Origin of the sequence: Streptococcus sp. HMSC078D09 (assembly GCF_001813675.1) — a bacterium.
In the GTDB taxonomy this organism is placed as follows: domain Bacteria; phylum Bacillota; class Bacilli; order Lactobacillales; family Streptococcaceae; genus Streptococcus.
This window is the reverse complement of sequence record NZ_KV813662.1, coordinates 226,068-246,302: the sequence shown is the minus strand read 5'-3', so window position 1 is coordinate 246,302 and position 20,235 is coordinate 226,068. Positions and strand designations below refer to the sequence as shown.

At 42.3% G+C, this 20,235-nt stretch carries 22 protein-coding genes, 1 other RNA gene and 1 pseudogene; 5 read left to right on the top strand and 19 right to left on the bottom strand.

Features of this window, described 5'->3' with window-relative positions; all coding sequences use genetic code 11:
• Nucleotides 1-32: 32 nt before the first annotated feature.
• From ssrA to dnaG, 6 genes are all read right to left on the bottom strand, one after another.
• Nucleotides 33-381, bottom strand: a transfer-messenger RNA (tmRNA) gene (ssrA, locus tag HMPREF2926_RS04040).
• A 102-nt stretch (nucleotides 382-483) separates the two neighbouring features.
• On the bottom strand, nucleotides 484-1,278 hold the full coding sequence (locus HMPREF2926_RS04035) for a hypothetical protein (protein WP_070586565.1): 795 nt from the start codon (nucleotides 1,276-1,278) through the stop codon (nucleotides 484-486).
• A gap of 9 nt (nucleotides 1,279-1,287) precedes the next feature.
• Nucleotides 1,288-1,995, bottom strand: coding sequence for an ABC transporter ATP-binding protein (locus HMPREF2926_RS04030; RefSeq protein ID WP_049472179.1), 708 nt, complete (start codon nucleotides 1,993-1,995; stop codon nucleotides 1,288-1,290).
• Between the two features lie 171 nt (nucleotides 1,996-2,166).
• A complete protein-coding gene (locus tag HMPREF2926_RS04025) occupies nucleotides 2,167-2,496 on the bottom strand; it encodes a metal-sulfur cluster assembly factor (RefSeq protein ID WP_004220168.1) in 330 nt (109 codons plus the stop codon).
• Between the two features lie 125 nt (nucleotides 2,497-2,621).
• Nucleotides 2,622-3,731: an RNA polymerase sigma factor RpoD gene (gene rpoD / locus HMPREF2926_RS04020; RefSeq protein WP_021152924.1), complete on the bottom strand. Its 1,110-nt coding sequence runs from the start codon at nucleotides 3,729-3,731 to the stop codon at nucleotides 2,622-2,624.
• Nucleotides 3,732-3,733: 2 nt separating this feature from the next.
• Nucleotides 3,734-5,512, bottom strand: coding sequence for a DNA primase (gene dnaG, locus HMPREF2926_RS04015; RefSeq protein WP_070586564.1), 1,779 nt, complete (start codon nucleotides 5,510-5,512; stop codon nucleotides 3,734-3,736).
• A 215-nt stretch (nucleotides 5,513-5,727) separates the two neighbouring features.
• Here dnaG and mscL point away from each other — a divergent pair, with 215 nt between their 5' ends.
• A complete protein-coding gene (gene mscL / locus HMPREF2926_RS04010; protein ID WP_070586563.1) occupies nucleotides 5,728-6,108 on the top strand; it encodes a large conductance mechanosensitive channel protein MscL in 381 nt (126 codons plus the stop codon).
• 101 nt (nucleotides 6,109-6,209) lie between these two features.
• On the opposite strand, the gene rpsU is transcribed toward mscL, so the two are convergent.
• On the bottom strand, nucleotides 6,210-6,386 hold the full coding sequence (gene rpsU, locus HMPREF2926_RS04005) for a 30S ribosomal protein S21 (protein WP_000048054.1): 177 nt from the start codon (nucleotides 6,384-6,386) through the stop codon (nucleotides 6,210-6,212).
• Between the two features lie 179 nt (nucleotides 6,387-6,565).
• Here rpsU and HMPREF2926_RS04000 point away from each other — a divergent pair, with 179 nt between their 5' ends.
• Entirely contained in the window at nucleotides 6,566-7,534 is a 969-nt protein-coding gene (locus tag HMPREF2926_RS04000; RefSeq protein ID WP_070505763.1) for an NAD(P)/FAD-dependent oxidoreductase, read from the top strand.
• Nucleotides 7,535-7,786: 252 nt separating this feature from the next.
• Here the strand turns inward: HMPREF2926_RS04000 and whiA are convergent, their stop codons facing one another.
• From whiA to cdaA, 11 genes are all read right to left on the bottom strand, one after another.
• Nucleotides 7,787-8,704 (bottom strand): DNA-binding protein WhiA, encoded by a 918-nt coding sequence (whiA, locus tag HMPREF2926_RS03995; protein WP_070586562.1) that lies wholly within the window; start codon nucleotides 8,702-8,704, stop codon nucleotides 7,787-7,789.
• Nucleotides 8,701-9,678, bottom strand: a complete 978-nt coding sequence (locus HMPREF2926_RS03990) for a YvcK family protein (RefSeq protein WP_070586561.1) — start codon at nucleotides 9,676-9,678, stop codon at nucleotides 8,701-8,703. Before HMPREF2926_RS03990 ends, whiA begins: the two co-directional genes overlap by 4 nt.
• Nucleotides 9,675-10,565: an RNase adapter RapZ gene (gene rapZ / locus HMPREF2926_RS03985; protein ID WP_049483889.1), complete on the bottom strand. Its 891-nt coding sequence runs from the start codon at nucleotides 10,563-10,565 to the stop codon at nucleotides 9,675-9,677. Before rapZ ends, HMPREF2926_RS03990 begins: the two co-directional genes overlap by 4 nt.
• A 77-nt stretch (nucleotides 10,566-10,642) precedes the next feature.
• On the bottom strand, nucleotides 10,643-11,026 hold the full coding sequence (locus HMPREF2926_RS03980; protein ID WP_003006514.1) for a RidA family protein: 384 nt from the start codon (nucleotides 11,024-11,026) through the stop codon (nucleotides 10,643-10,645).
• A gap of 18 nt (nucleotides 11,027-11,044) precedes the next feature.
• Complete coding sequence (locus tag HMPREF2926_RS10935) at nucleotides 11,045-11,209, bottom strand: hypothetical protein (protein ID WP_003006512.1); 165 nt, start codon at nucleotides 11,207-11,209, stop codon at nucleotides 11,045-11,047.
• Between the two features lie 50 nt (nucleotides 11,210-11,259).
• Nucleotides 11,260-12,573 carry a GTPase ObgE gene (obgE, locus tag HMPREF2926_RS03975; RefSeq protein WP_023917726.1) on the bottom strand — a complete coding sequence of 438 codons (1,314 nt, stop codon included), beginning with the start codon at nucleotides 12,571-12,573 and terminating at the stop codon, nucleotides 11,260-11,262.
• Nucleotides 12,574-12,606: 33 nt separating this feature from the next.
• Complete coding sequence (locus HMPREF2926_RS03970; RefSeq protein WP_003011566.1) at nucleotides 12,607-12,738, bottom strand: DUF4044 domain-containing protein; 132 nt, start codon at nucleotides 12,736-12,738, stop codon at nucleotides 12,607-12,609.
• A 117-nt stretch (nucleotides 12,739-12,855) separates the two neighbouring features.
• Nucleotides 12,856-14,178, bottom strand: coding sequence for an LPXTG cell wall anchor domain-containing protein (locus HMPREF2926_RS03965; protein ID WP_070586560.1), 1,323 nt, complete (start codon nucleotides 14,176-14,178; stop codon nucleotides 12,856-12,858).
• Between the two features lie 47 nt (nucleotides 14,179-14,225).
• Nucleotides 14,226-15,575: a phosphoglucosamine mutase gene (gene glmM, locus HMPREF2926_RS03960; RefSeq protein WP_070586559.1), complete on the bottom strand. Its 1,350-nt coding sequence runs from the start codon at nucleotides 15,573-15,575 to the stop codon at nucleotides 14,226-14,228.
• A gap of 22 nt (nucleotides 15,576-15,597) precedes the next feature.
• Nucleotides 15,598-16,347, bottom strand: a complete 750-nt coding sequence (locus tag HMPREF2926_RS03955) for a CdaR family protein (protein ID WP_070586558.1) — start codon at nucleotides 16,345-16,347, stop codon at nucleotides 15,598-15,600.
• The gene (cdaA, locus tag HMPREF2926_RS03950; protein ID WP_070586557.1) at nucleotides 16,344-17,192 is read right to left on the bottom strand and encodes a diadenylate cyclase CdaA; all 849 of its coding nucleotides are present in this window, start codon (nucleotides 17,190-17,192) and stop codon (nucleotides 16,344-16,346) included. The genes HMPREF2926_RS03955 and cdaA overlap by 4 nt, the downstream gene beginning before the upstream one ends.
• A gap of 103 nt (nucleotides 17,193-17,295) precedes the next feature.
• Between cdaA and murT the strand changes: the two genes are divergently transcribed.
• Genes murT through HMPREF2926_RS03935 form a run of 3 tightly spaced genes read left to right on the top strand, consistent with a single transcriptional unit; the run spans nucleotide 17,296 to nucleotide 19,692 of the window.
• A complete protein-coding gene (gene murT / locus HMPREF2926_RS03945) occupies nucleotides 17,296-18,639 on the top strand; it encodes a lipid II isoglutaminyl synthase subunit MurT (protein WP_070586556.1) in 1,344 nt (447 codons plus the stop codon).
• Complete coding sequence (gene gatD / locus HMPREF2926_RS03940) at nucleotides 18,639-19,427, top strand: lipid II isoglutaminyl synthase subunit GatD (RefSeq protein ID WP_009732567.1); 789 nt, start codon at nucleotides 18,639-18,641, stop codon at nucleotides 19,425-19,427. Before murT ends, gatD begins: the two co-directional genes overlap by 1 nt.
• Before the next feature lie 10 nt (nucleotides 19,428-19,437).
• Entirely contained in the window at nucleotides 19,438-19,692 is a 255-nt protein-coding gene (locus HMPREF2926_RS03935; RefSeq protein WP_031573378.1) for a LapA family protein, read from the top strand.
• A gap of 52 nt (nucleotides 19,693-19,744) precedes the next feature.
• On the opposite strand, the pseudogene HMPREF2926_RS11290 reads toward HMPREF2926_RS03935, so the two are convergent.
• Nucleotides 19,745-20,235, bottom strand: a pseudogene (locus tag HMPREF2926_RS11290) (MFS transporter); the annotation flags it as partial.

Below are 20,235 nucleotides of genomic sequence, written 5' to 3'. Positions count from 1 at the left end.
TTTAGAAAGTTTTAGAAAGTTTTAGAAACTATAGATGGAGCCGGTGGGAGTCGAACCCACGTCCAAACACCTGCCAGCATATTTGTCTACAACCATAGGTTATGTCTTCTTTTAACAGCTACATGACACATAACTCAAGCCCTGTACCTGCGAGTCTATCAATCTCTTATCTAACTCCTAGACCAAGCTAGATCGTATCTCGCTATAATTAAGACCTGTCATCAAACACGAGCGATTCGAATCGGGTCACGCCTGCTGGTGTTTAGGCAGCTAAAGCGTAAGAATTATTATTTTTTGCAGTTATATTTAACTGGCGTTTTACATCCGCTAGATGAGTTGCAAAATATGCCTCATAATGCCTGTCGAATCCGTAACGACCCCAAAACGAATACAATTAGTATATCAAAATGTAGCTAAAAAAGCAAAAGAAAAAATTGAACAAGAAGGCTTCCACTGGGAAGCTCCTTGCTCAATTTACTGTTATTATTGAAGATTCAACTTGTACTTGCTGATATAGTGAATCGTGAAGTACATAGAAACAATCTTGATGACTTCATAGATAAGACCTGGGATAAAGTTAGGTCCAAAATCATCAATATTTCCATAAACCAATGCAGACCCGACAGCATATGAATCTTTTAATGGATTAAATGCTGTACCAATGATACTTAAAACAATGCACAAGAGAAAGAAAAACAGAATAGCCTTAAATCCACGACGATTTTGGAAGAGTTGGCCAAGTGCGATCGATACATAAAATAGTAAGATTCCTGAAGCTGTGGTAAAAATCCACCAAACGATAATCCAATAAGCAATAGAATGACTAAAAGCCTCAGCGATAATACTAAATACAGGAGAGAGGTCTTGTCCAATGACAGCACCCATCACAATAATTGTGATAAAACCACTAAAAAATAGAAGGAATAGGCAGTAAAGACTCGCTACTAAAGCTCCCACAAATTTTGACAAAATGATCGCATGGGGGCTAGCTGGAAGAGTCCAGGTCAAGTAACCTTCACGTCCGTATAAGTTGGAATAGAAACGACGGATAATAATATAGTAGTTGCTAAGATAAAGACCAATGACTCCTCCAAAAATGAGAATCCCAAGAGTCCCTGTTATGATTTGCATACTATTGGTTTCCATATCCACAAAACCGTTTGTAGCACTTCCACCAATAACACCTGTAATCACTGACAAACCTAGTGCAATCAGGGTGATCAATAAATACCACTTAGCTGTCGATTTAAATTCATATTTTAATAATTTACCAAACATGGGTTCCTCCTAATAAACACGGAATTGATCACGGAAGATCTCATCGATTGATTTTCCGTGTTGATTGCGCATAACAGTCGTATTTTCATGCAAGAGGATTCTTCCTTGGTTGATGAAAATGGCCTCATCCAAAACTTGCTCAATATCCGCAATCAAGTGAGTAGAAATCAAGACAGAAGAGTTTGGACGTCTGTTTTGAATAATGGTCCGCAAAATATAATCACGCGCCGCTGGGTCAACCCCACCGATTGGTTCATCAAGAACATACAAGTCAGCTTCACGGCTCATCACCAAAATCAATTGCACTTTTTCCTTGTTCCCTTTTGAAAGGCTGTTCAATTTTTGATTTGGATGCAAATGCAAATCGTTGAGCAATTGGTAAGCTCGTTGGACATTAAAATCTGCATAAAAATCTTGGAAATAGTTAATAGCATCAATAATTTTCATATTTTCATTCAGATAAGTTGTATCTGGCAAATAGGAAACCACTTTTTTAGAAGCTGGGGATGGTAATTGCCCATGAATATAGATATTTCCAAGGCTTGGTTGCAACAAACCATTAATCAATTTAATGATGGTTGTTTTCCCACTACCATTGGGACCCAAAAGGCCAATAATACGGCCAGGTTGGATGTTCAAACTAACATCCATGAGAGCAACTTCATGCCCATAATTCTTTGTCACATGGTCCAAGTAGACCAAAGGATACTGATTCATGTAAATCTCCTTTATTTTCTATTTATGCTATTATACCCTGTCCCCTTGATGATTGCAACTTTATCTGAAAATTTGCTAAGAATTTGTAAATGATTGTTCAAAAATACAGGTGTAAACAAATCAGAGGTTAGGGAAGCCCCAACCTCTGATTTGTTTTGATGAATAGAATTTTTAACTAATTCCAAGTGCAATCCGTGCATAGCGGCTCATTTTTTCTACCGTCCAAGCAGGATACCAGACCAACTTCACATCCACTGATGTCACTTCTTCTACTTCTGCTAAAACATCATGAATCTGATCTGTCAGAAGATCCGCTAATGGACATCCCATGGTCGTTAACGTCATATCAATAATGGTCGCTCCAGTTTCACCATCAAAATGGATCTCGTAAACAAGACCTAAATTAACAATGTCAATCCCAAGCTCAGGATCGATTACCTCTTCCAAAGCATTTAAGATTTTATTTTTAATTTCTTCAATTTGCTCAGTTGTATATGCCATATGACACTTCCTTTTTTTGTTATGTTACTCTCGATAGAATTGCTTAGCTCGGGTTAAAAAGATCCACAGGATCTGGGTCGCTTCTTCATTTCTAGGCGACCGTTAAAAATGTCCCCCGGACATTTTTAATCCTCAATAAAATCACGCAATGGTTTGCTTCTGCTTGGGTGGCGGAGTTTGCGGAGGGCTTTGGCTTCGATCTGACGGATCCGTTCACGGGTCACGTTGAAGACTTTACCCACATCTTCCAAGGTCCGCATTTTTCCATCATCCAAACCGAAACGTAAACGAAGGACGTTTTCTTCACGGTCTGTCAGGGTATCGAGGACTTCATCTAATTGTTCACGTAGAACCACACGAGTGGTGTAGTCTACTGGATTTTCAATCACTTCATCTTCGATGAAATCTCCCAAATGGCTATCGTCTTCTTCCCCGATTGGCGTTTCGAGAGAAACAGGCTCTTGGGCAATCTTCAAGATTTCACGCACCTTATCAGGCGTCATATCCATGCGTTCAGCGATTTGTTCAGGCGTTGGGTCTTGTCCCAATTCTTGCAAGAGATTGCGTTGTTCACGAACTAACTTGTTAATGGTTTCCACCATGTGAACAGGGATCCGAATGGTCCGTGCTTGGTCTGCAATGGCACGAGTGATAGCCTGACGAATCCACCAAGTCGCATAGGTAGAGAACTTGAACCCTTTGGTATAGTCAAACTTATCAACGGCCTTCATCAAGCCCATATTTCCTTCTTGGATCAAATCCAAAAATTGCATTCCACGACCAACGTAACGTTTCGCAATGGATACAACCAAACGAAGGTTGGCTTCTGCAAGACGTTGCTTGGCTTCCAAGTCACCTTGTTCCACTAAGATAGCCAATTCTTGTTCTTCTTCATTGGTCAAAAGAGGAACAACCCCAATTTCCTTCAAGTACATCCGTACTGGGTCGTTGACCTTGGCAGAGTTGCTTCCAAGCAATTCCTCATCTGACAATTCTGGCTCTTCTTCATTGTTCAACACACGCGCACTTGGGTTACCATCTTTATCCGTGATCGAAATTCCTGCATCTTGAATACGTTGCAAAAGATCTTCAATCCCATCTGCATCTAGTGTGAATGGAATAACCAACTTGTCATTAATTTCATCATCTGTTGCAGTTCCACTTTTCTTGTGGCTGCGAATAAACTCTGCAATTTGAACGTCCAATGTTGTAATATCTTTTTGTTCTTTAGCCATTCCTACTCCATTCTTCTTTTTTGAGCGATCAAACGCTCGAGTTCCAATAAAGCTTTTTCCGCATCCCCTGTCGAGGAAGCTTCCTTCACTTTATTTCCAATTTGTTGACTTTCTTTGCGAAGAAGCTCACGATTTCGCGTCTCTTCCACTTCTTCTAATTCACCATCCGCTATCTCTTCTGGCAAATCTTCTTCTAACATCCGGTACCAGGCGTGCTGGATCCCTTCAGGTTGCTCGGACAAATCCTGAGATGTGACTTCTCCATTTTGACAGAGTAATTGGTACAAGATCTGTAACTCCGGTGTGTCAAAGACAAAATCAGGTCGCAAACGGTAATCATTGAGCACCATTGGAAAATCTTTCATCCTACTTAATAAATGATTTTCCGCCTTGATCAAGCGCGTCATCCCACGATTAGGCAGGAGATCGACTGAAAAATTCGACGTTCTTGATCGTCCACCACTTTGATCCTCCTGCCGTTGATGCAAGCGACTATTATTGACAATCTGCTCAATCTGCAAATAATCAAAGTCTGGCAATAAATCTGCCAACTTATAAATATAGGTGTTTTGCGCTGTGATGGAGCGCGTCTGGGCGATCATCGGTGCCAGCTTCTCGACAAACTCAATCTGTGCCTGCAAGTTCTCAATATACTGGGGTTTCCAGTAGTGCATCAAGAATTCAACCTTACTGATCCGCGAATTCTTCAAGAGGGAAGCTAGATCTTCTGGGGAGGTCTTTTTGAGGTACTCATCGGGATCCATCTGATCAGGGATACGGACGATCTCCAACTCCAGATCCTGCAAGACATCCAAGGCCTTAGCGGTTGCTTTAAGTCCCGCCTTATCCCCATCATAGGTCAAAATGACCTTTTTGGTAAAATGAGACAGGTGCTGGACGTGCTCTGGTGTCAAGGCTGTCCCCATAGAGGCGACTGCATTTTCAATCCCAGCTCGATAAGCCGCAATGACATCCATAAAGCCTTCCATGATATACATTTCATGTTGCTTTTTGGCGCTCGTCTTAGCTTGATCCAAATGATAAAGTTCATAACTCTTATTAAATAGACGGGTACTTCGACTATTCTTGTACTTGGCTTGATGACTGCCATCATCCGTTAGTTTCCACAGTCTACCAGAATAAGCAATGACACGTCCACTATCATCCGTCAAAGGAAACATAATCCGATCCTGAAAGGCATCAAAAACTGTTCCAGCATCTGAGATTGTGAATAACCCCGAATCGGTAATCACTTTCTCAGAGAACTTCTCAGAGAGATTTCGATAGAGATAATTCCCTTCTGCTGGGGCTAAGCCCAATTGAAAATGTCGGATGACCTCATCCGTCAATCCACGTTCATGCAGATAATTTCGCGCTTCTTCTCCCATCTTTGTCGTCATCAGAATCGCCTGGTAGAACTTACTGGCTTCCTGATGAATCTCATAAAGTTCTTGGTTGGGATTGATAGACGTTGGTTGAGCCGGCCTTGCTTGGTACTGAAGCGCAATACCCGCTTTTTCTGCTACGATCTGGACCGCATCCATAAAAGCGACTCCACGGTATTCCTCAATAAACTTAAAGACATCTCCCGAGCGACCACATCCGAAACAATGGTAAAACTGCTTGTCTTCAACGACATTAAAAGAAGGAGTCTTTTCACCATGAAAAGGACAGAGCCCTAAAAAATTACGGCCAGCCTTGGTCAAAGAAACAACTTCTCCAATGACTTCAACAATGTTTACACTGTTTTTAATTTCTGCAATCAGCTCTTTATCAACCATAAACAGTGCCTCCATTTTACCATAGATTATCACTTTATATTTTATACTAAAAGTTAGTAAAAGTAAATTTTTTCCTACCGATTTCACACAGAAAAGAAAAGATTTTCAACCTTTATCACTAATTTTAAAAAAATTGGGAATATTTCTTGTCAGTCGCATATTTTTCCGTTATACTATCATAGTAAAAAATTATTATGAAAGGACATATATAGGATATGTTAAAAGAATTGAAAGCTTTCCTCCTTCGTGGAAACGTTGTTGACCTTGCTGTTGCAGTGATTATCGGGGCTGCATTTGGTGCCATCGTGACATCACTTGTTAACGATATCATCACACCACTTATTTTGAACCCAGCTTTGAAAGCTGCTGGTGTTGATAAAATCGCTGAATTGACATGGAACGGTGTTGCATACGGTAGCTTCTTGAGCGCTGTAATCAACTTCATCGTCATTGGAACTGTTCTCTTCTTTATCGTTAAAGCTGCTGAAAAAGCACAAAACCTTGGTAAAAAAGAAGAAGCTGTCGAAGAAGAAGCTGCTGCTCCTACTCAAGAAGAGTTGCTTGCTGAAATCCGCGACTTGCTTGCAAACAAATAATCAGATAAAAAGATCCGATCTTCTAGCTGGAAGGTCGGTTTTTTTGTCTTTGATGGATGAGAAAAAACAAAAAACAGACCGAAGTCTGTTTCTGTATTCAATTAGAATTTTTTACGTTTACGAGCTGCTTCTGATTTACGTTTACGTTTTACAGAAGGTTTTTCATAGAATTCACGTTTGCGTGTTTCTTGAAGAGTACCAGCTTTAGTAACCGCACGTTTGAAACGACGAAGAGCATCGTCAAGAGATTCATTCTTACGTACTACTGTTTTTGACATATTTTTCACTCCCTTCAAGCCTAAAATCTTAATTATTTTATCATACTTTAAAGGTGCTGTCAAGATCTTTTAAAACTTTTCTAGCCTTCCTAGCCTTCATGCCATTTCTTTTTTCCGACTTTTTCATTCATCCTATTTTATGATACAATGGAAACATAGAAAACCCTGAAGGAGATACCATGTCAGAAATTTATGATATTACGATTGTTGGGGGCGGACCAGTTGGTCTGTTTGCTGCTTTTTATGGCAATATGCGCCAAGTTAAAGTCAAACTGATTGATTCCTTACCTCAACTTGGAGGGCAACCAGCCATTCTCTATCCAGAAAAGAGTATCCTCGATGTACCCGGATTTACCAATTTAACAGGTGAAGAATTGAGCAACCGCTTGATCGAGCAAGTCAAACGATTCGATACACCGATCTTCCTCAATGAAACTGTAGAGGATATTCAAAAAGAGGGTGACCTCTTCACGATCACTACTTCTCGCCAGGTGCATCAGTCTAAAGCCGTCATCATTGCCATGGGTGGCGGTGCCTTTAAGCCACGCGCCCTTGATATCGAGGGGGCTGAAGACTTCGATAATGTCCACTACCATGTTTCAAACATCCAGCAATATGAAGGACAGCAAGTAACCGTCCTTGGTGGTGGGGACTCTGCTGTGGACTGGGCTCTTGCTTTTGACAAGATTGCTCCAACTACAATCATTCACCGTCGGGACAACTTCCGTGCCTTGGAACATAGCGTAGAAGAACTCAAACAATCTTCTGTCAGCATCAAAACACCATTTGTTCCTAGCCGTTTGATTGGCGAAAATGGTCATGCCACTCATCTTGAAATCACAAAAGTTAAAGCCGATGAAACCGAACTTATCCCGATTGATCACTTATTTGTCAACTATGGCTTTAAATCTTCAATAGGAAACTTGAAAGAATGGGGTGTAGAATTGCAACGCCATAAAATCAAGGTGAATCAGAAACAAGAAACCAGTCTTCCTGGAATTTATGCCTGTGGAGACTGCTGCTTCTACGAAGGAAAGATTGATCTCATCGCTACAGGTCTTGGAGAAGCTCCAACAGCTGTAAATAATGCCATCAACTACATCTATCCAGATAAGAAAGTCCAACCAACTCACTCAACTAGTTTATAATAAAAAAAGTTAATCGATTCTGCAAGTAAGTAAGAATGAGTTCCTATTTTTAGAATGAATCAAGAAAAAATAAAAACTTTCCGCTGTGAGAAAAGTGCTAGAAACACTAGTGTTTCTAGCACTCGGAATTATTGAGACCTTAGGCTCAATAATTAGTCATGGAACTTCTTCGAAGTTCGCTGACGTCCGTACTCACCTAAGGAAAGTTTTTAAAAAGACTTTATCCTCATTATGAAAGGCCTTTGGCCTTTTTTATTTGTCTAAATCGTCTGCGATCTTATTGATCTTACGCAAGCGGTGATTGACACCGCTTTTTGAAATAGGTTGTTGCAAGCTATCAGCGATCTGCTGGATGGAATAATCTGGATGGTTCATCCGGATATAGGCAACTTCTTGCAGGTCACTTGGTAAACACCCTAGGCCGACCGTATCCACAATTTTACTGATATTATTGATAGTTTTCATGCTAGCTGTGACTGTGCGCTGGATATTGGCCATCTCGGCATTATTGGCCCGATTGAGGTCATTGCGCGTCTCTCTCATGACCTTGATAGACTCAAATTCCTGCATGGCTTGCATGGCTTCTACTACAATGAGAAAATCAATAATATCTTCCGCTCGTTGCAGATAGGTCACCACTCCTTTTTTACGCTCGATGGTTTTCGCATCTAATAAAAATCCTTGCATGAGAAGGGCAATTCCTTCCGCGTGGTCTGTATAAACAGAATGAATTTCCAGTTGGTACTTCCCTTTTTCAGGATCCTTGATAGAACCACTCGACAGAAAGGCCCCCCGGAGATAAGCACGACTAGCTGCTTCATCTTCTAAAACACTAGCATCAATACCTGTTTCAATCCCAAAGAAGGCATCTGCCAAATGCAAGTCAGCTAGAATCTCTTCCACCTTTTCATCCAAGAATACTGTGTAAACACGATTTTTTTTCAAATTGGTTTTTTGGTGGTGGCGGATATCCGATTTGGCCTCATAGAAATGATGCAACAATTCATAGATATGGCGAGCGATCTTGGCATTTTCTGTCGTCACCGAGAGCGTCAATCCCCCCATTGAAATCCCAAGACTTCCAGACATCTTGATAATAGCAGCCAATTCACTCTTTTCAAATCGCTTGAGAGACAATAATTCTTCTTTGACACGAACCGTAAAACTCATTTTCTCACCTGCACGATCTGCATCAACTCTTCGACCACTTTTTCTCCATCATGAAAAGCTCCTCCATTGACCAACTTCAAGAAATCGGAAGAAATCACTTGAGGAACTTGTGAGTGTAGCCCCTTAAAATCGTGCTCTACCTGCACTAAGTATTCATCAAATTTGTTACTGTTCATGTAAACTGCGGGAACCTGATTGATATTGACAAGGACGGTATCGATGAACTTCTCTCCCAAATGTTTATGGAGAACGGCAACGTGGTCACTGTCTGTGAAATGCTCGGTTTCTCCTCTTTGGGTCATGATGTTACAAACATAGGCTACCTGAGCCTTGGTTTCAAGGATGGCTTTCCCAATCTCATCGATCATCAAATTTGGAAGGATCGAGGTAAAGAGCGAACCAGGACCCAAGACGACCATATCACTTTCAAGAATAGCTTCCACCACTTTCTTACTAGCTTTTGGACGCTCTTGATCAAAGGTATTGGTCACATAAACATGATCAATCATGCCGGTGTAGTTGGCAATGTGGCTTTCTCCTACCACTTCTTTTCCATCTTGAAAGACGGCATGAAGGGTCAAGGGACTGTCACTGGAAGGATAGATCTTGCCGGTCGTATGAAAGAATTTAGTTAACAACTGCATAGCATTATAGGTCGAGCCTTGCATCTCTGAAATCCCTGCAATGATCAAGTTTCCTAAAGGGTGTCCGGCCAAAGGGCCATCATCGTCTGCAAAACGGTATTGAAAGACCTTCTCATAAAAACGAGGCATATCTGACATGGCAACCAGCACATTTCGAAGATCCCCAGGTGGTGTCAATTTTTGGATGTTCCTCCGCAATTCACCTGAACTCCCGCCATCATCAGCAACGGTTACAATGGCAGTGATATCGACCGGTTTCTTTCTCAGACTATCGAGAATAACAGAAATACCTGTTCCTCCTCCAATAACGGTTACTTTAGGTTTTCTCATGAGCGATTCACCGTTTCTTTCCGTCTGTCCTTGTCTCTATGACTGCAATTGACCTGCCAATTTTTTTCTAAATCATGCGCTAAGCGCTCTGCAAAGGCTACTGAACGGTGTTGCCCACCGGTACATCCCATAGCAATGGTGAGAACGGATTTACCCTCACGTTTATAGGACGGTAAAATAGGAACAATCAAGTCATGAAGATGACTGTAAAACTCCTCTGATTCAGGGTGATCCATGACATAATCATAGACTGCTGGATCCTGACCGGTTAAATTCCGAAGTTCCAATTTGTAGTAGGGGTTTGGAAGGAAACGCACGTCAAAGACAAGGTCAGCATCGATCGGAAGGCCATATTTAAACCCAAATGACATGACCTCAACCCGAAAATCTGGCTGATTATCTTGACTGGCAAATTGTTCTGCGATGGTTTTTCTCAGATTACGAGGCGTCAATTCAGTCGTATCCACCACATTTTGACTGATATTTTTTAAAGGGGACAAGAGTTCACGCTCTAGGGTAATCCCATCTAAGACACGGCCATCTGCCGCTAGTGGGTGGCTACGACGAGTTTCCTTGTATCGTGCTACCAACTCACTGTCAGTGGCATCTAAGAACAAGACCTTGAAATCGAGGTCTTCTTGGTTGTCCAATTCATCCAAAATGGTGCGAATTTCATTGAAAAAAGAACGGCTCCGCATATCCACAACAACGGCTAATTTATTGTTGTCTGGGCTGTGGCGCATGAGCTCAATAAATTTCAGCAAGAGCGCCGGTGGCATATTATCGATGGTAAAGTAACCCAAATCCTCAAACGATTGGATGGCGACGGTCTTGCCCGCACCGCTCATCCCTGTTACCATGACCAGTTGAATCTTACTTTCTGTCATTTTCTCCTCCCATAAATAAAACAGAGTGGCCTACAGTTTCCTGCTCTCCACTCTGTCTTTTTGTCTTTGAATGGTTATTAGGCTTTGATTTCCGCAATAACTTCAATTTCAACCTTCACATCACGTGGCAGGCGTGCTACTTCAACAGCAGATCGAGCTGGAAACTCTGTAGTAAAGACTGTTTTATAGACCTCATTAAAAGGTACAAAGTCATTCATATCACTTAAGAAGCAAGTGGTTTTCACCACGTGGTCAAAGTCTGTCCCAGCCTCTTCCAAAATAGCCCCAATGTTCTTTAAGACTTGCTCTGTTTGTTCTTGGATGGTTTCGCCAATGATTTCGCCTGTTTCAGGTGACAAGGGAACTTGTCCACTTGCAAAGAGAAGATTGCCTACGATTTTCCCTTGAACATAAGGTCCAATTGCTGCGGGTGCTTTATCTGTATGAATTGTTTTTGCCATAGTATTCTCCAAGTCTATTTACTTCTGCTGGTTTTCTTTTGCTAATTTTTCCCTTTGTAAGCGCAATTTGCGCTTAGGATTTAGCGTATTAAAGAGTTCTTCTAGTTTTTCAGCGTTCCAAACATCGGCTGCTGAAACAAAATTTCCATTTTCATCTCGAAAAGATATTGGTTTATCTCCCACTGAAAAAGCCTCACTTCTTATTTGGAATCCTTGATCCGCTGGGATCTATCCTAATCTACAAACTCAAATTCAAATTTACCGATCCGGACGATATCGCCATCTTTTGCCCCACGCGCACGGAGAGCTTCATCAACACCCATGCCACGCAATTGACGAGCAAATTTCATGACCGCTTCATCACGATCGAAATTCGTCATATTAAAGAGTTTTTCAAGTTTTTCACCAGACAAGACCCAAGCGGCATCGTCATCCCGACTGATGTCAAAGGCTGGCTGGTCTTCATCAAAGCCATAGTAGACTTCTTCTTGGGCCATTTCGTCTTCTGAATACAAGAGGAATTCTGGCGTTTTGTCTAACAATTCTGCCGTTGCTTCTAACAAGTTGTCCAAACCTTGATGCGCCAAACTAGAGATCGGGAAGATCTGTGGCAGTTCATCAAACTCATCGTAATTGGCTGCCAATTTCTTCTTGAATTCTTTCAAGTTTTCTTGGCTCTCTGGCATATCCATCTTATTTGCCACGATAATCTGAGGACGTTCCATCAAACGAAGATTATAGGTTTCAAGCTCTTTATTGATTTGAACATAATCTTCGTAAGGGTCGCGTCCTTCACTGGCTGACATATCAATAACATGCAAGATAACCCGGGTGCGCTCGATGTGACGAAGGAACTGGGTTCCGAGTCCGACACCTTGGCTAGCCCCTTCGATCAATCCAGGAAGGTCCGCGACTGCAAAGGATTCACCTGACGGTGTCCGAACCATGCCCAAATTTGGAACGATGGTTGTAAAATGATAGGCACCAATTTTTGGTTTGGCTGAAGTGATGACACTAAGAAGGGTTGATTTCCCAACAGAAGGGAAGCCAACCAAACCAACGTCTGCCAAGACCTTGAGTTCTAATTCGAGTTCGCGTTCCTGACCAGGCTCCCCATTCTCAGAAATCTCTGGGGCTGGATTTTTAGGAGTGGCAAAACGAATGTTTCCACGTCCGCCACGGCCACCGTGGGCGACAATGTACTCTTGTCCATTTTCAACTAGGTCTGTAATGACCTTGCCGGTCTCAGCATCTCGGACGGTCGTTCCTTGAGGGACTCGTACATAGAGATCTTCTGCTCCCCGTCCGTGCATCCCTTTGGTCATTCCTTTTTCCCCATTTTGGGCTTTGAAATGCCGGTTATAACGGAAGTCCATCAAGGTACGCAAGCCTTCGTCTACTACGAAGATGACATTGCCACCACGACCTCCATCACCACCCCAAGGTCCGCCATTAGGGACATATTTTTCGCGACGAAAAGCCACCATGCCATCGCCGCCATTTCCAGCCTTGACCTTAATCTTGGCTGTATCTAAAAACATACTCATAAATAGATGATTTCCTTTATTTCTGTGTGCGTCTTAGTAAGAAAGAGCACCAATTGCGGTTGCAAAGATTGCACCAACCGTTACAATCAACATAATCACAATGACCACCATCGTGATCATTTCAAATGGTGTTTTTTTACGTTTTCCGTTATCTCCAAAAGCCACTTCTAATACCTCGATTACTATAAATTCATTAGCCCTATTTTACCACGAAATAGGGGATTTTTCAAATCGAGCCTACACAAAAAGACCAGACAGAAGTCTGATCTTTCATTGATCATATTAAGAATCTTTTCTTACACGTAAAACACCAACCGATAGAATTGCTAGGAAGACACCCATGACAAGAACTACCGGTGTCATCTTTTCACCTGTACTTGGAAGAACTTTTTTCTTACCAGGTTTTGGAGCTTCTTCTTCTTTAACAGAAGTTGATGATGAGCTTGATGAAGAGCTGGAACTTGATGAAGACGATGAGGTTGATGATTTTGGATCTGGATTCGGACTTGGTTTTGGATCTGGTTGCGGTTTTGGATCTGGTTTTGGATCCGGTTGCGGTGTAGATGGCTCTGGATCTGGTGTCGGTGGCGTTTGTTCTTTCTCACCTAATCCTTCTCCGGATCCTGATTCCAATCTCAATTCACGGGTTAAACTACGCGGTGCTGGGAAATTGGTTGCTGTCCATGTTAACGTATTATGGACAATATCACCGACTTTCGTTCCAGGAGCTGCTTTTGTAGAATATTCAATATACATTGGCCAATTGTAGTTATCACCAAATTCAATTGTAAAACCAGTGGTCTTTCCATCTGCATTCTTATTGAAAACAGCTTTTTTAGTAAAGTTATCCAGAACTGGGAGACTTAATATCTGAGCTTCGTTCTTAATCCCACCTTCTACAGGAGCATAACGAACCGCGCGTAAGCTACCTTCAACCAATGTTAAGCCATCTCCGAATTGGTCTTTAATGACCATTCCACGGAGGATATCTTGACGGGCATTTAAGAGAATCCGCCATTTGATTATGGTTGGATCAGACTTATCTTGATAGCCGTATTTCATTTCATAGTCCCCAGCTTCCCCAGCTGTTTTTTCATAATTCAAGGAAAAATCTGTATTTCCTAGTTTAAACTGGATTGGAGATGTTTTTGTAACCACTTCTGAATCGACTTTTACATCAAAATGAAGAGCAACTCGTTTGTTGAGTGGATGAGATGCGAAATAATCATTAAAGGTAACGGTCACTGTTTTCTTAGCTGTATCAACAACAGCTTTTCCTACCGTCTGACCATTTGATTGACCTTCCTCAAGAACATTGAATTCCAATGCTGTGTAGAGGGCTAATTCTTTTGGCAAACTAAGAGTTAAGGTATCACCAGCTTGAATAGTTTGCGAATCTGGAAAGGCTAAATAAATACTTGCTGACAATTTCTCATTTGTCAACACCTTGCTCCCATTTGTTAGCGTGTTACCGTCTTTCGTTAGACGTGCTGTCTGTGTATATGATGAGACTTCTGCAGCATGAATTGTTTTAGTCAAACCAGCTGTGAATAGAATCATTAGCACTAAGGCAAGTGCCCATACAATTTGACGAACCTGTTTCATATATACCTCCTCTGCTCGCCTATTTGCGAGCCATGTTTTTTACAAGGTTAAAGTCCGATTTCTACTTGAACAACTGCAGCAATGGTATCCACATAGTAGTCTACTTCTTCATGGGTAGGTGCTTCTGCCATCACACGAAGGAGGGGTTCAGTTCCACTTGGACGCACGAGGATGCGGCCATTTCCTGCCATTTCCGCTTCCATTTTTTCAATGATTTCACGGATAGCGGGTACTTCCATTGCCTTGTCTTTCATGCTATTTTCAACCCGGATATTGACCAGTTTTTGTGGATAAATGGTTACTTCAGCAGCCAATTCAGATAATTTCTTGCCGGTTTCTTGCATGATTTTTGTCAATTGAACGCCTGTTAATTGACCATCACCTGTTGTGTTGTAATCCATGATGACTACGTGACCAGATTGTTCACCACCAAGATTGTATCCTGATTTGCGCATTTCTTCGACCACATAACGGTCTCCAACAGCTGTGATTTCTTTTTGAATTCCCTTCGCATCTAATGCCTTGTGGAAGCCGAGATTGGACATGACGGTTGTGACGATCGTATTTTTTTCGAGCAAGCCCTTGCTTGAAAGATAAGAACCGATGATGTACATGATCTTATCGCCGTCTACGATCTCTCCATTTTCATCAACAGCAATCAAGCGATCGCTGTCTCCGTCAAAGGCAAGACCAATCGCTGCACCTACTTCTTTGACTTTCTCTTGCAAATGCTCTGGGTGAGTAGAACCAACCCCATCATTGATGTTCAAACCATCTGGGTTTTCACCGATGACGGTCAAATGAGCTCCCAAATCTGCAAAGATTTGACGGGCACTAGTAGAGGCTGCACCATTTGCTGTATCTAAGACTATGTGCATGCCCTCGAGTTGGACGCCTGTCGATACAAGGAATTCTTGATACTTACGCAAGCCTTCTGGATATTCCATGACTGTTCCTAAACCTTGGGCACTTGGACGTGGAAGCGTATCTTCATCTGCATCAAGCAAGGCTTCAATTTCAAGTTCGCGATCGTCATCCAATTTGAAACCATCACCACCAAAGAATTTGATGCCATTGTCCAAGGCTGGATTGTGGCTAGCAGAAATCATCACTCCAGCGCTGGCTTTTTCCGTACGAACTAGATAAGCGACACCTGGTGTTGCAATCACACCCAACTTGTAGACGCGAATTCCAACAGATAAGAGGCCAGCAATTAAGGCATGCTCTAGCATTTCACCAGAAATACGTGTATCACGTCCAACAAATACCAAGGGCGTTTCTTCTTCGTGTTGGCTCAAGACATAGCCACCGAAACGGCCTAGTTTAAAAGCCAATTCTGGCGTTAATTCTACATTTGCTTCTCCACGGACACCGTCCGTTCCAAAATATTTACCCATTCTTCATTACCTTTTTTACTTTCTAATTACTTGAACTGGAGGAGGTCGACGACGAACTGCTTGAGCTTGACGTAGACGAGCTAGTCTTTGTGGTCACTTGAATCCGTGTTTCACTCGGATTGACCAGACCTGGTAGAACATTTCCTTGGGCATCTACTGCATTTAAGGAAATGGTTCCGCTATAATTTCCACTAATGATCTCACTGGATGGGAAGACCGCTTGGACATGATCAATGCGACTCAAGGTTTCTTGATCGCTGGTCACTTCTACCTTGGTGGTTTCAAGAGAAATATCCGATACCGTGATTCCATTCACAATTTGATTGTCCGGGATCGTAGCCCTGACCGCAAACGATTTTTTCGCTTTCTTCCCGATTTTTACAGAAACTTTCTGAGGCTCAACGGTTGCGGTCAAACCGGCTGGAAGATCTTCTACAATCAATGGCACTTCGACGGTACCTTCCTTGGCCTTACGAAGATCCGCTACCACGCGAAATTTTCGCGTTCCCGGCTGCATTTCGCTTGCTAGAGCGACCCGGTTTGAACCCTTTAGAAAGACCGTTACCTCCGATGTTAACCCACTGACAAAGTATGTCTTGTCATTGTATTTGGCATCAATCGGAATATTGGTCAAGGTATTGGTGTAGGTCTCTGAACTCACTTGTCTAGCGCTGCTATTATTTTGAAAATTAAAGGATGACGCATTGATAAACAAGATAAAGGACAATAAGACGGAGGCAAAAACATAAAGAAATTCTTTTTTCGATCTCATTTTGTTACCCTCCCAAATAGACGCTCTTTCCAACTAGTCGTTTTATTCTCTTCAGGAACCAAGAAGGCTCTCAATTCTGCCTCGAACTCTTCTAAGGTTAAATCATGTCGGAAGGTTCCATTATAGGTCACAGAGATCCCGCCCGTTTCTTCTGATACCACAAAGGTAAAGGCATCCGAAACTTCAGATAAACCAATAGCCGCGCGGTGACGCGTTCCAAACTCTTTTGAAATTCCAGTGTTTTCGGTCAAGGGCAGGTAGGCACAAGAAACAGCGATTTTATCATTGCGGACAATGACGGCTCCATCATGCAAGGGAGTATTAGGAATGAAGATATTAATCAGCAATTCTCCTGAAATATCTGCATCTAATGGAATCCCTGTGGAAATATATTCCTGAAGGGTTCTGGCTCCTTGAATGGCTACCAAGGCACCAATCTTACGTGGGCTCATATAAGCCACTGCCTTTACATAGGCCTGCACCATCTTCTCTTCCTGACTGACTTCACTCGTCGTAAAGAATTCTGTCGCTCGACCCAGACGCTCTAAACCAATCCGAATCTCAGGAGAGAAAATCACAACCAGGGCGATAACCCCATAAGTAATCACTTGATTGATCAGCCAAGAAATTGTCGTGAGTCCTAAGAAATTGGCCAAAAACTGAACCAGGAAAAAGATAATGACCCCACGAACCAAAATCATGATCTTAGTCCCTACGATGGCCTTGATCAAAAAATACAACAACCAAGCCACCAGGGCAATATCGATGATATTGATAACAATACTCCACCAATTCGGGAACAAACTGGTCCAAAATTGTGGATTTGTAAACTGTTGAATATTCATATTCTCATACCTACCACTTCTCTAAAAGACATCACCTTATTATAACATGTTTCAACAGATTTTTCTGTAACCTTCTGATGCTTTTTATGATAAAATATGATTTATGAAGATAAATACAACCTTGGGCCTTCTGGCAGGAAAGCTTTCCGGCTCTATTCTAGAAAAAATGGGGCGGGGATCAACCCTACCAGGTAAAGTAGCCCTCAAATTTGATAAAGATATTCTCAGTCAACTGGCCAAAAACTATGAGATTGTTGTGATTACAGGGACAAATGGAAAAACCCTTACCACTGCGCTAACCGTAGGTATTCTCCAAGAAGCTTTTGGACCGATTTTAACCAATCCAAGCGGGGCCAATATGATCTCTGGGATTACAACGACCTTCTTACGGGCTAAGCGTTCGAAATCAAATCGACCGATCGCGGTACTTGAAATTGACGAGGCCAGCCTCTCTCGGATTTGTGATTATATCCAGCCCAGCCTTTTTGTGGTCACCAATATTTTCCGGGATCAGATGGACCGCTATGGAGAGATCTATACGACCTACCAAATGATTTTGGATGCCATTCACAAGGTCCCAACTGCAACGGTTCTGTTAAATGGAGATAGTCCGCTCTTTAATAGTCAGACCTTGTCCAATCCAATCCAATATTATGGATTTGATACAGAAAAATCAGAGCCTCAACTAGCCCATTACAATACCGAAGGAATCCTGTGCCCGCATTGCCACAACATCCTCAAGTACAAGCTCAATACCTATGCTAACCTGGGAGATTATATCTGTGAGCATTGTGGTTTCCACCGGCCCCCTCTGACCTATGCCGTATCGGACCTCCTCTCTTTAACTCATCGATCTTCCAACTTCCGGATCCAAGGGCAAGATTACCACATCAATATCGGTGGTCTCTACAACATCTATAATGCCTTAGCAGCTGTTTCCGTTGCTGGATTCTTTGGGGTTCAACCTGAAGTGATTAAGCAAGGATTTGATCGCAGTCGTGCTGTCTTCGGTCGTCAGGAAACCTTTAAGATTGGGGATAAGGAATGTACCCTAGTCCTGATCAAAAATCCAGTTGGAGCTACTCAGGCTATTGAAATGATCAAACTAGCTCCGTATTCCTTCAGCTTGTCTGTGCTTCTCAACGCGAATTATGCAGATGGGATCGACACAAGCTGGATCTGGGATGCGGACTTTGAGCAAATCGCCCAGAAGGACATCCCAGAGATTAACGCCGGAGGAGTACGCCACTCTGAGATCGCTCGGCGACTTCGGGTCACTGGCTATCCTGCAGAAAAGATCACAGAAATGGCTGAATTAAAAGAGGTCTTCCAACGTATCCAGCAACAGGAAACCCCTCACGCTTACATTTTAGCTACCTATACAGCCATGCTAGAATTTCGTGAACTCTTGGCCCAAGAACACCTGATTGAAAAGGAGATGCACTAATGACATATACTTCCCTAGAATCTTCTGATCAGGCACAGTATCCCTACAGCCTGCGCATTGCCCATCTCTACGGCAATTTAATGAATACCTATGGGGACAATGGAAATATCCTCATGCTCAAGTACGTTGCGGAAAAGCTTGGAGCCCATGTCACTGTTGATATCGTCTCTCTCAAAGACCGGTTCGATCCTGATGCCTACGATATCGCCTTTTTCGGCGGCGGACAAGACTACGAGCAGACCATTGTATCTGAGGACCTACCAGATAAAAAAGAAGACCTCGAACGCTTCATTCATGACGACGGGGTAGTCCTTGCTATTTGTGGTGGCTTTCAGCTTCTAGGCCAATACTACATTGAAGCTTCTGGCAAACGTATTGAGGGCCTCGGTATTATGGGCCACTATACGCTTAACCAAGTCAACAACCGCTATATCGGTGATATCAAAATCCATAACGAAGAATTTAACGAAACCTATTATGGTTTTGAGAACCACCAAGGTCGGACCTTCTTGGCTGAGGATGAAAAACCACTGGGCAAGGTTGTCTATGGAAATGGGAACAACAAAGAAGATGGATGCGAAGGGGTTCATTACAAAAACGTCTTTGGTAGCTACTTCCACGGTCCTATCTTGTCCCGAAATGCCAATTTGGCCTATCGCCTAGTGAGCACTGCTTTAAAAAATAAATATGGCAAGGACCTTTCCCTACCGGCTTATGAGGAGATTCTAAGCCTAGAGCAGCCGGAAGAATACGCTGATGTGAAAAGCAAGGCCCCTGCTGAACAATAAGGAGATAATGATGAACAAAAATAATCTACACTACATTGCTTTATTACTTTTAATTTTATTGATTGCTGGTATTTCCCTTGCAAACATGCAATCGGTTACCGTAAATTTCCTCTTGGTCCAATTTAAATTGCCTTTGATCATTCTGATCTTGCTCTGTGTCCTCTTAGGTGCATTCGTCATGAATTTGATTAATTTTTCAAAGGGCTTCTCCCTAAAAAGAGAACTCAAGAGCACTCAAAAACAACTGGAAGAAGCAAAGAAATAAATCAAGACAGAAGAAAAAGAAAACAACTAAAAAGCACCGATCGGTGCTTTTTTCATGCTGATATACCTTCTTTTGCTTGTAATTTCTTGGCGACTACTTGAGCTAGGAGTGAAAAGAGGATGACACCAGCTCCTATCAGGAGAAAAGATTCTACACGGACACTTGGTAACCAGGTCATCAATCCTTTAGCCACAGGCATAAAGAGAATGGCCAAGGTAAAAATCGTGCTTAAGACCCGGCCCAGATAGTCTCCTTCTACCTTGGTTTGAACTTGGGTAAAAAAGTGAATGTTAAAAATCGTCATAAAGAGTTCACAGACCAAATTTCCAGAAAAGGAAAGAAGGGGCGGAAGAGGTAAGCCCATCATTAGCACTCCCACTCCTGTTAAAATCAATAAGAAGAGAAGCGCCTTCATGCTTGATTTAAATTTATTAGCGATCAAGGCTCCGATGATAGAGCCAATAGCCCCCATGGTTAGGATGGTCGCATAAGCTCCTTTAACCCCGTATAGATGATTCGAGAAGGGAAGTAAAAACTCAAAAG

Bases quoted from the DNA above. Each gene is read 5' to 3' on its own strand.
- obgE (WP_023917726.1), bottom strand. From the start codon at position 12,573: ATGAGTATGTTTTTAGATACAGCCAAGATTAAGGTCAAGGCTGGAAAT.
- HMPREF2926_RS03955 (WP_070586558.1), bottom strand. From the start codon at position 16,347: ATGAGATCGAAAAAAGAATTTCTTTATGTTTTTGCCTCCGTCTTATTG.
- rpoD (WP_021152924.1), bottom strand. From the start codon at position 3,731: ATGGCTAAAGAACAAAAAGATATTACAACATTGGACGTTCAAATTGCA.
- mscL (WP_070586563.1), top strand. From the start codon at position 5,728: ATGTTAAAAGAATTGAAAGCTTTCCTCCTTCGTGGAAACGTTGTTGAC.
- HMPREF2926_RS04000 (WP_070505763.1), top strand. From the start codon at position 6,566: ATGTCAGAAATTTATGATATTACGATTGTTGGGGGCGGACCAGTTGGT.
- HMPREF2926_RS04035 (WP_070586565.1), bottom strand. From the start codon at position 1,278: ATGTTTGGTAAATTATTAAAATATGAATTTAAATCGACAGCTAAGTGG.
- HMPREF2926_RS03965 (WP_070586560.1), bottom strand. From the start codon at position 14,178: ATGAAACAGGTTCGTCAAATTGTATGGGCACTTGCCTTAGTGCTAATG.
- cdaA (WP_070586557.1), bottom strand. From the start codon at position 17,192: ATGAATATTCAACAGTTTACAAATCCACAATTTTGGACCAGTTTGTTC.
- HMPREF2926_RS03990 (WP_070586561.1), bottom strand. From the start codon at position 9,678: ATGAGAAAACCTAAAGTAACCGTTATTGGAGGAGGAACAGGTATTTCT.
- HMPREF2926_RS04030 (WP_049472179.1), bottom strand. From the start codon at position 1,995: ATGAATCAGTATCCTTTGGTCTACTTGGACCATGTGACAAAGAATTAT.
- glmM (WP_070586559.1), bottom strand. From the start codon at position 15,575: ATGGGTAAATATTTTGGAACGGACGGTGTCCGTGGAGAAGCAAATGTA.
- dnaG (WP_070586564.1), bottom strand. From the start codon at position 5,512: ATGGTTGATAAAGAGCTGATTGCAGAAATTAAAAACAGTGTAAACATT.
- HMPREF2926_RS04025 (WP_004220168.1), bottom strand. From the start codon at position 2,496: ATGGCATATACAACTGAGCAAATTGAAGAAATTAAAAATAAAATCTTA.
- HMPREF2926_RS03980 (WP_003006514.1), bottom strand. From the start codon at position 11,026: ATGGCAAAAACAATTCATACAGATAAAGCACCCGCAGCAATTGGACCT.
- gatD (WP_009732567.1), top strand. From the start codon at position 18,639: ATGACATATACTTCCCTAGAATCTTCTGATCAGGCACAGTATCCCTAC.
- HMPREF2926_RS03935 (WP_031573378.1), top strand. From the start codon at position 19,438: ATGAACAAAAATAATCTACACTACATTGCTTTATTACTTTTAATTTTA.
- murT (WP_070586556.1), top strand. From the start codon at position 17,296: ATGAAGATAAATACAACCTTGGGCCTTCTGGCAGGAAAGCTTTCCGGC.
- rapZ (WP_049483889.1), bottom strand. From the start codon at position 10,565: ATGACAGAAAGTAAGATTCAACTGGTCATGGTAACAGGGATGAGCGGT.
- rpsU (WP_000048054.1), bottom strand. From the start codon at position 6,386: ATGTCAAAAACAGTAGTACGTAAGAATGAATCTCTTGACGATGCTCTT.
- whiA (WP_070586562.1), bottom strand. From the start codon at position 8,704: ATGAGTTTTACGGTTCGTGTCAAAGAAGAATTATTGTCTCTCAAGCGA.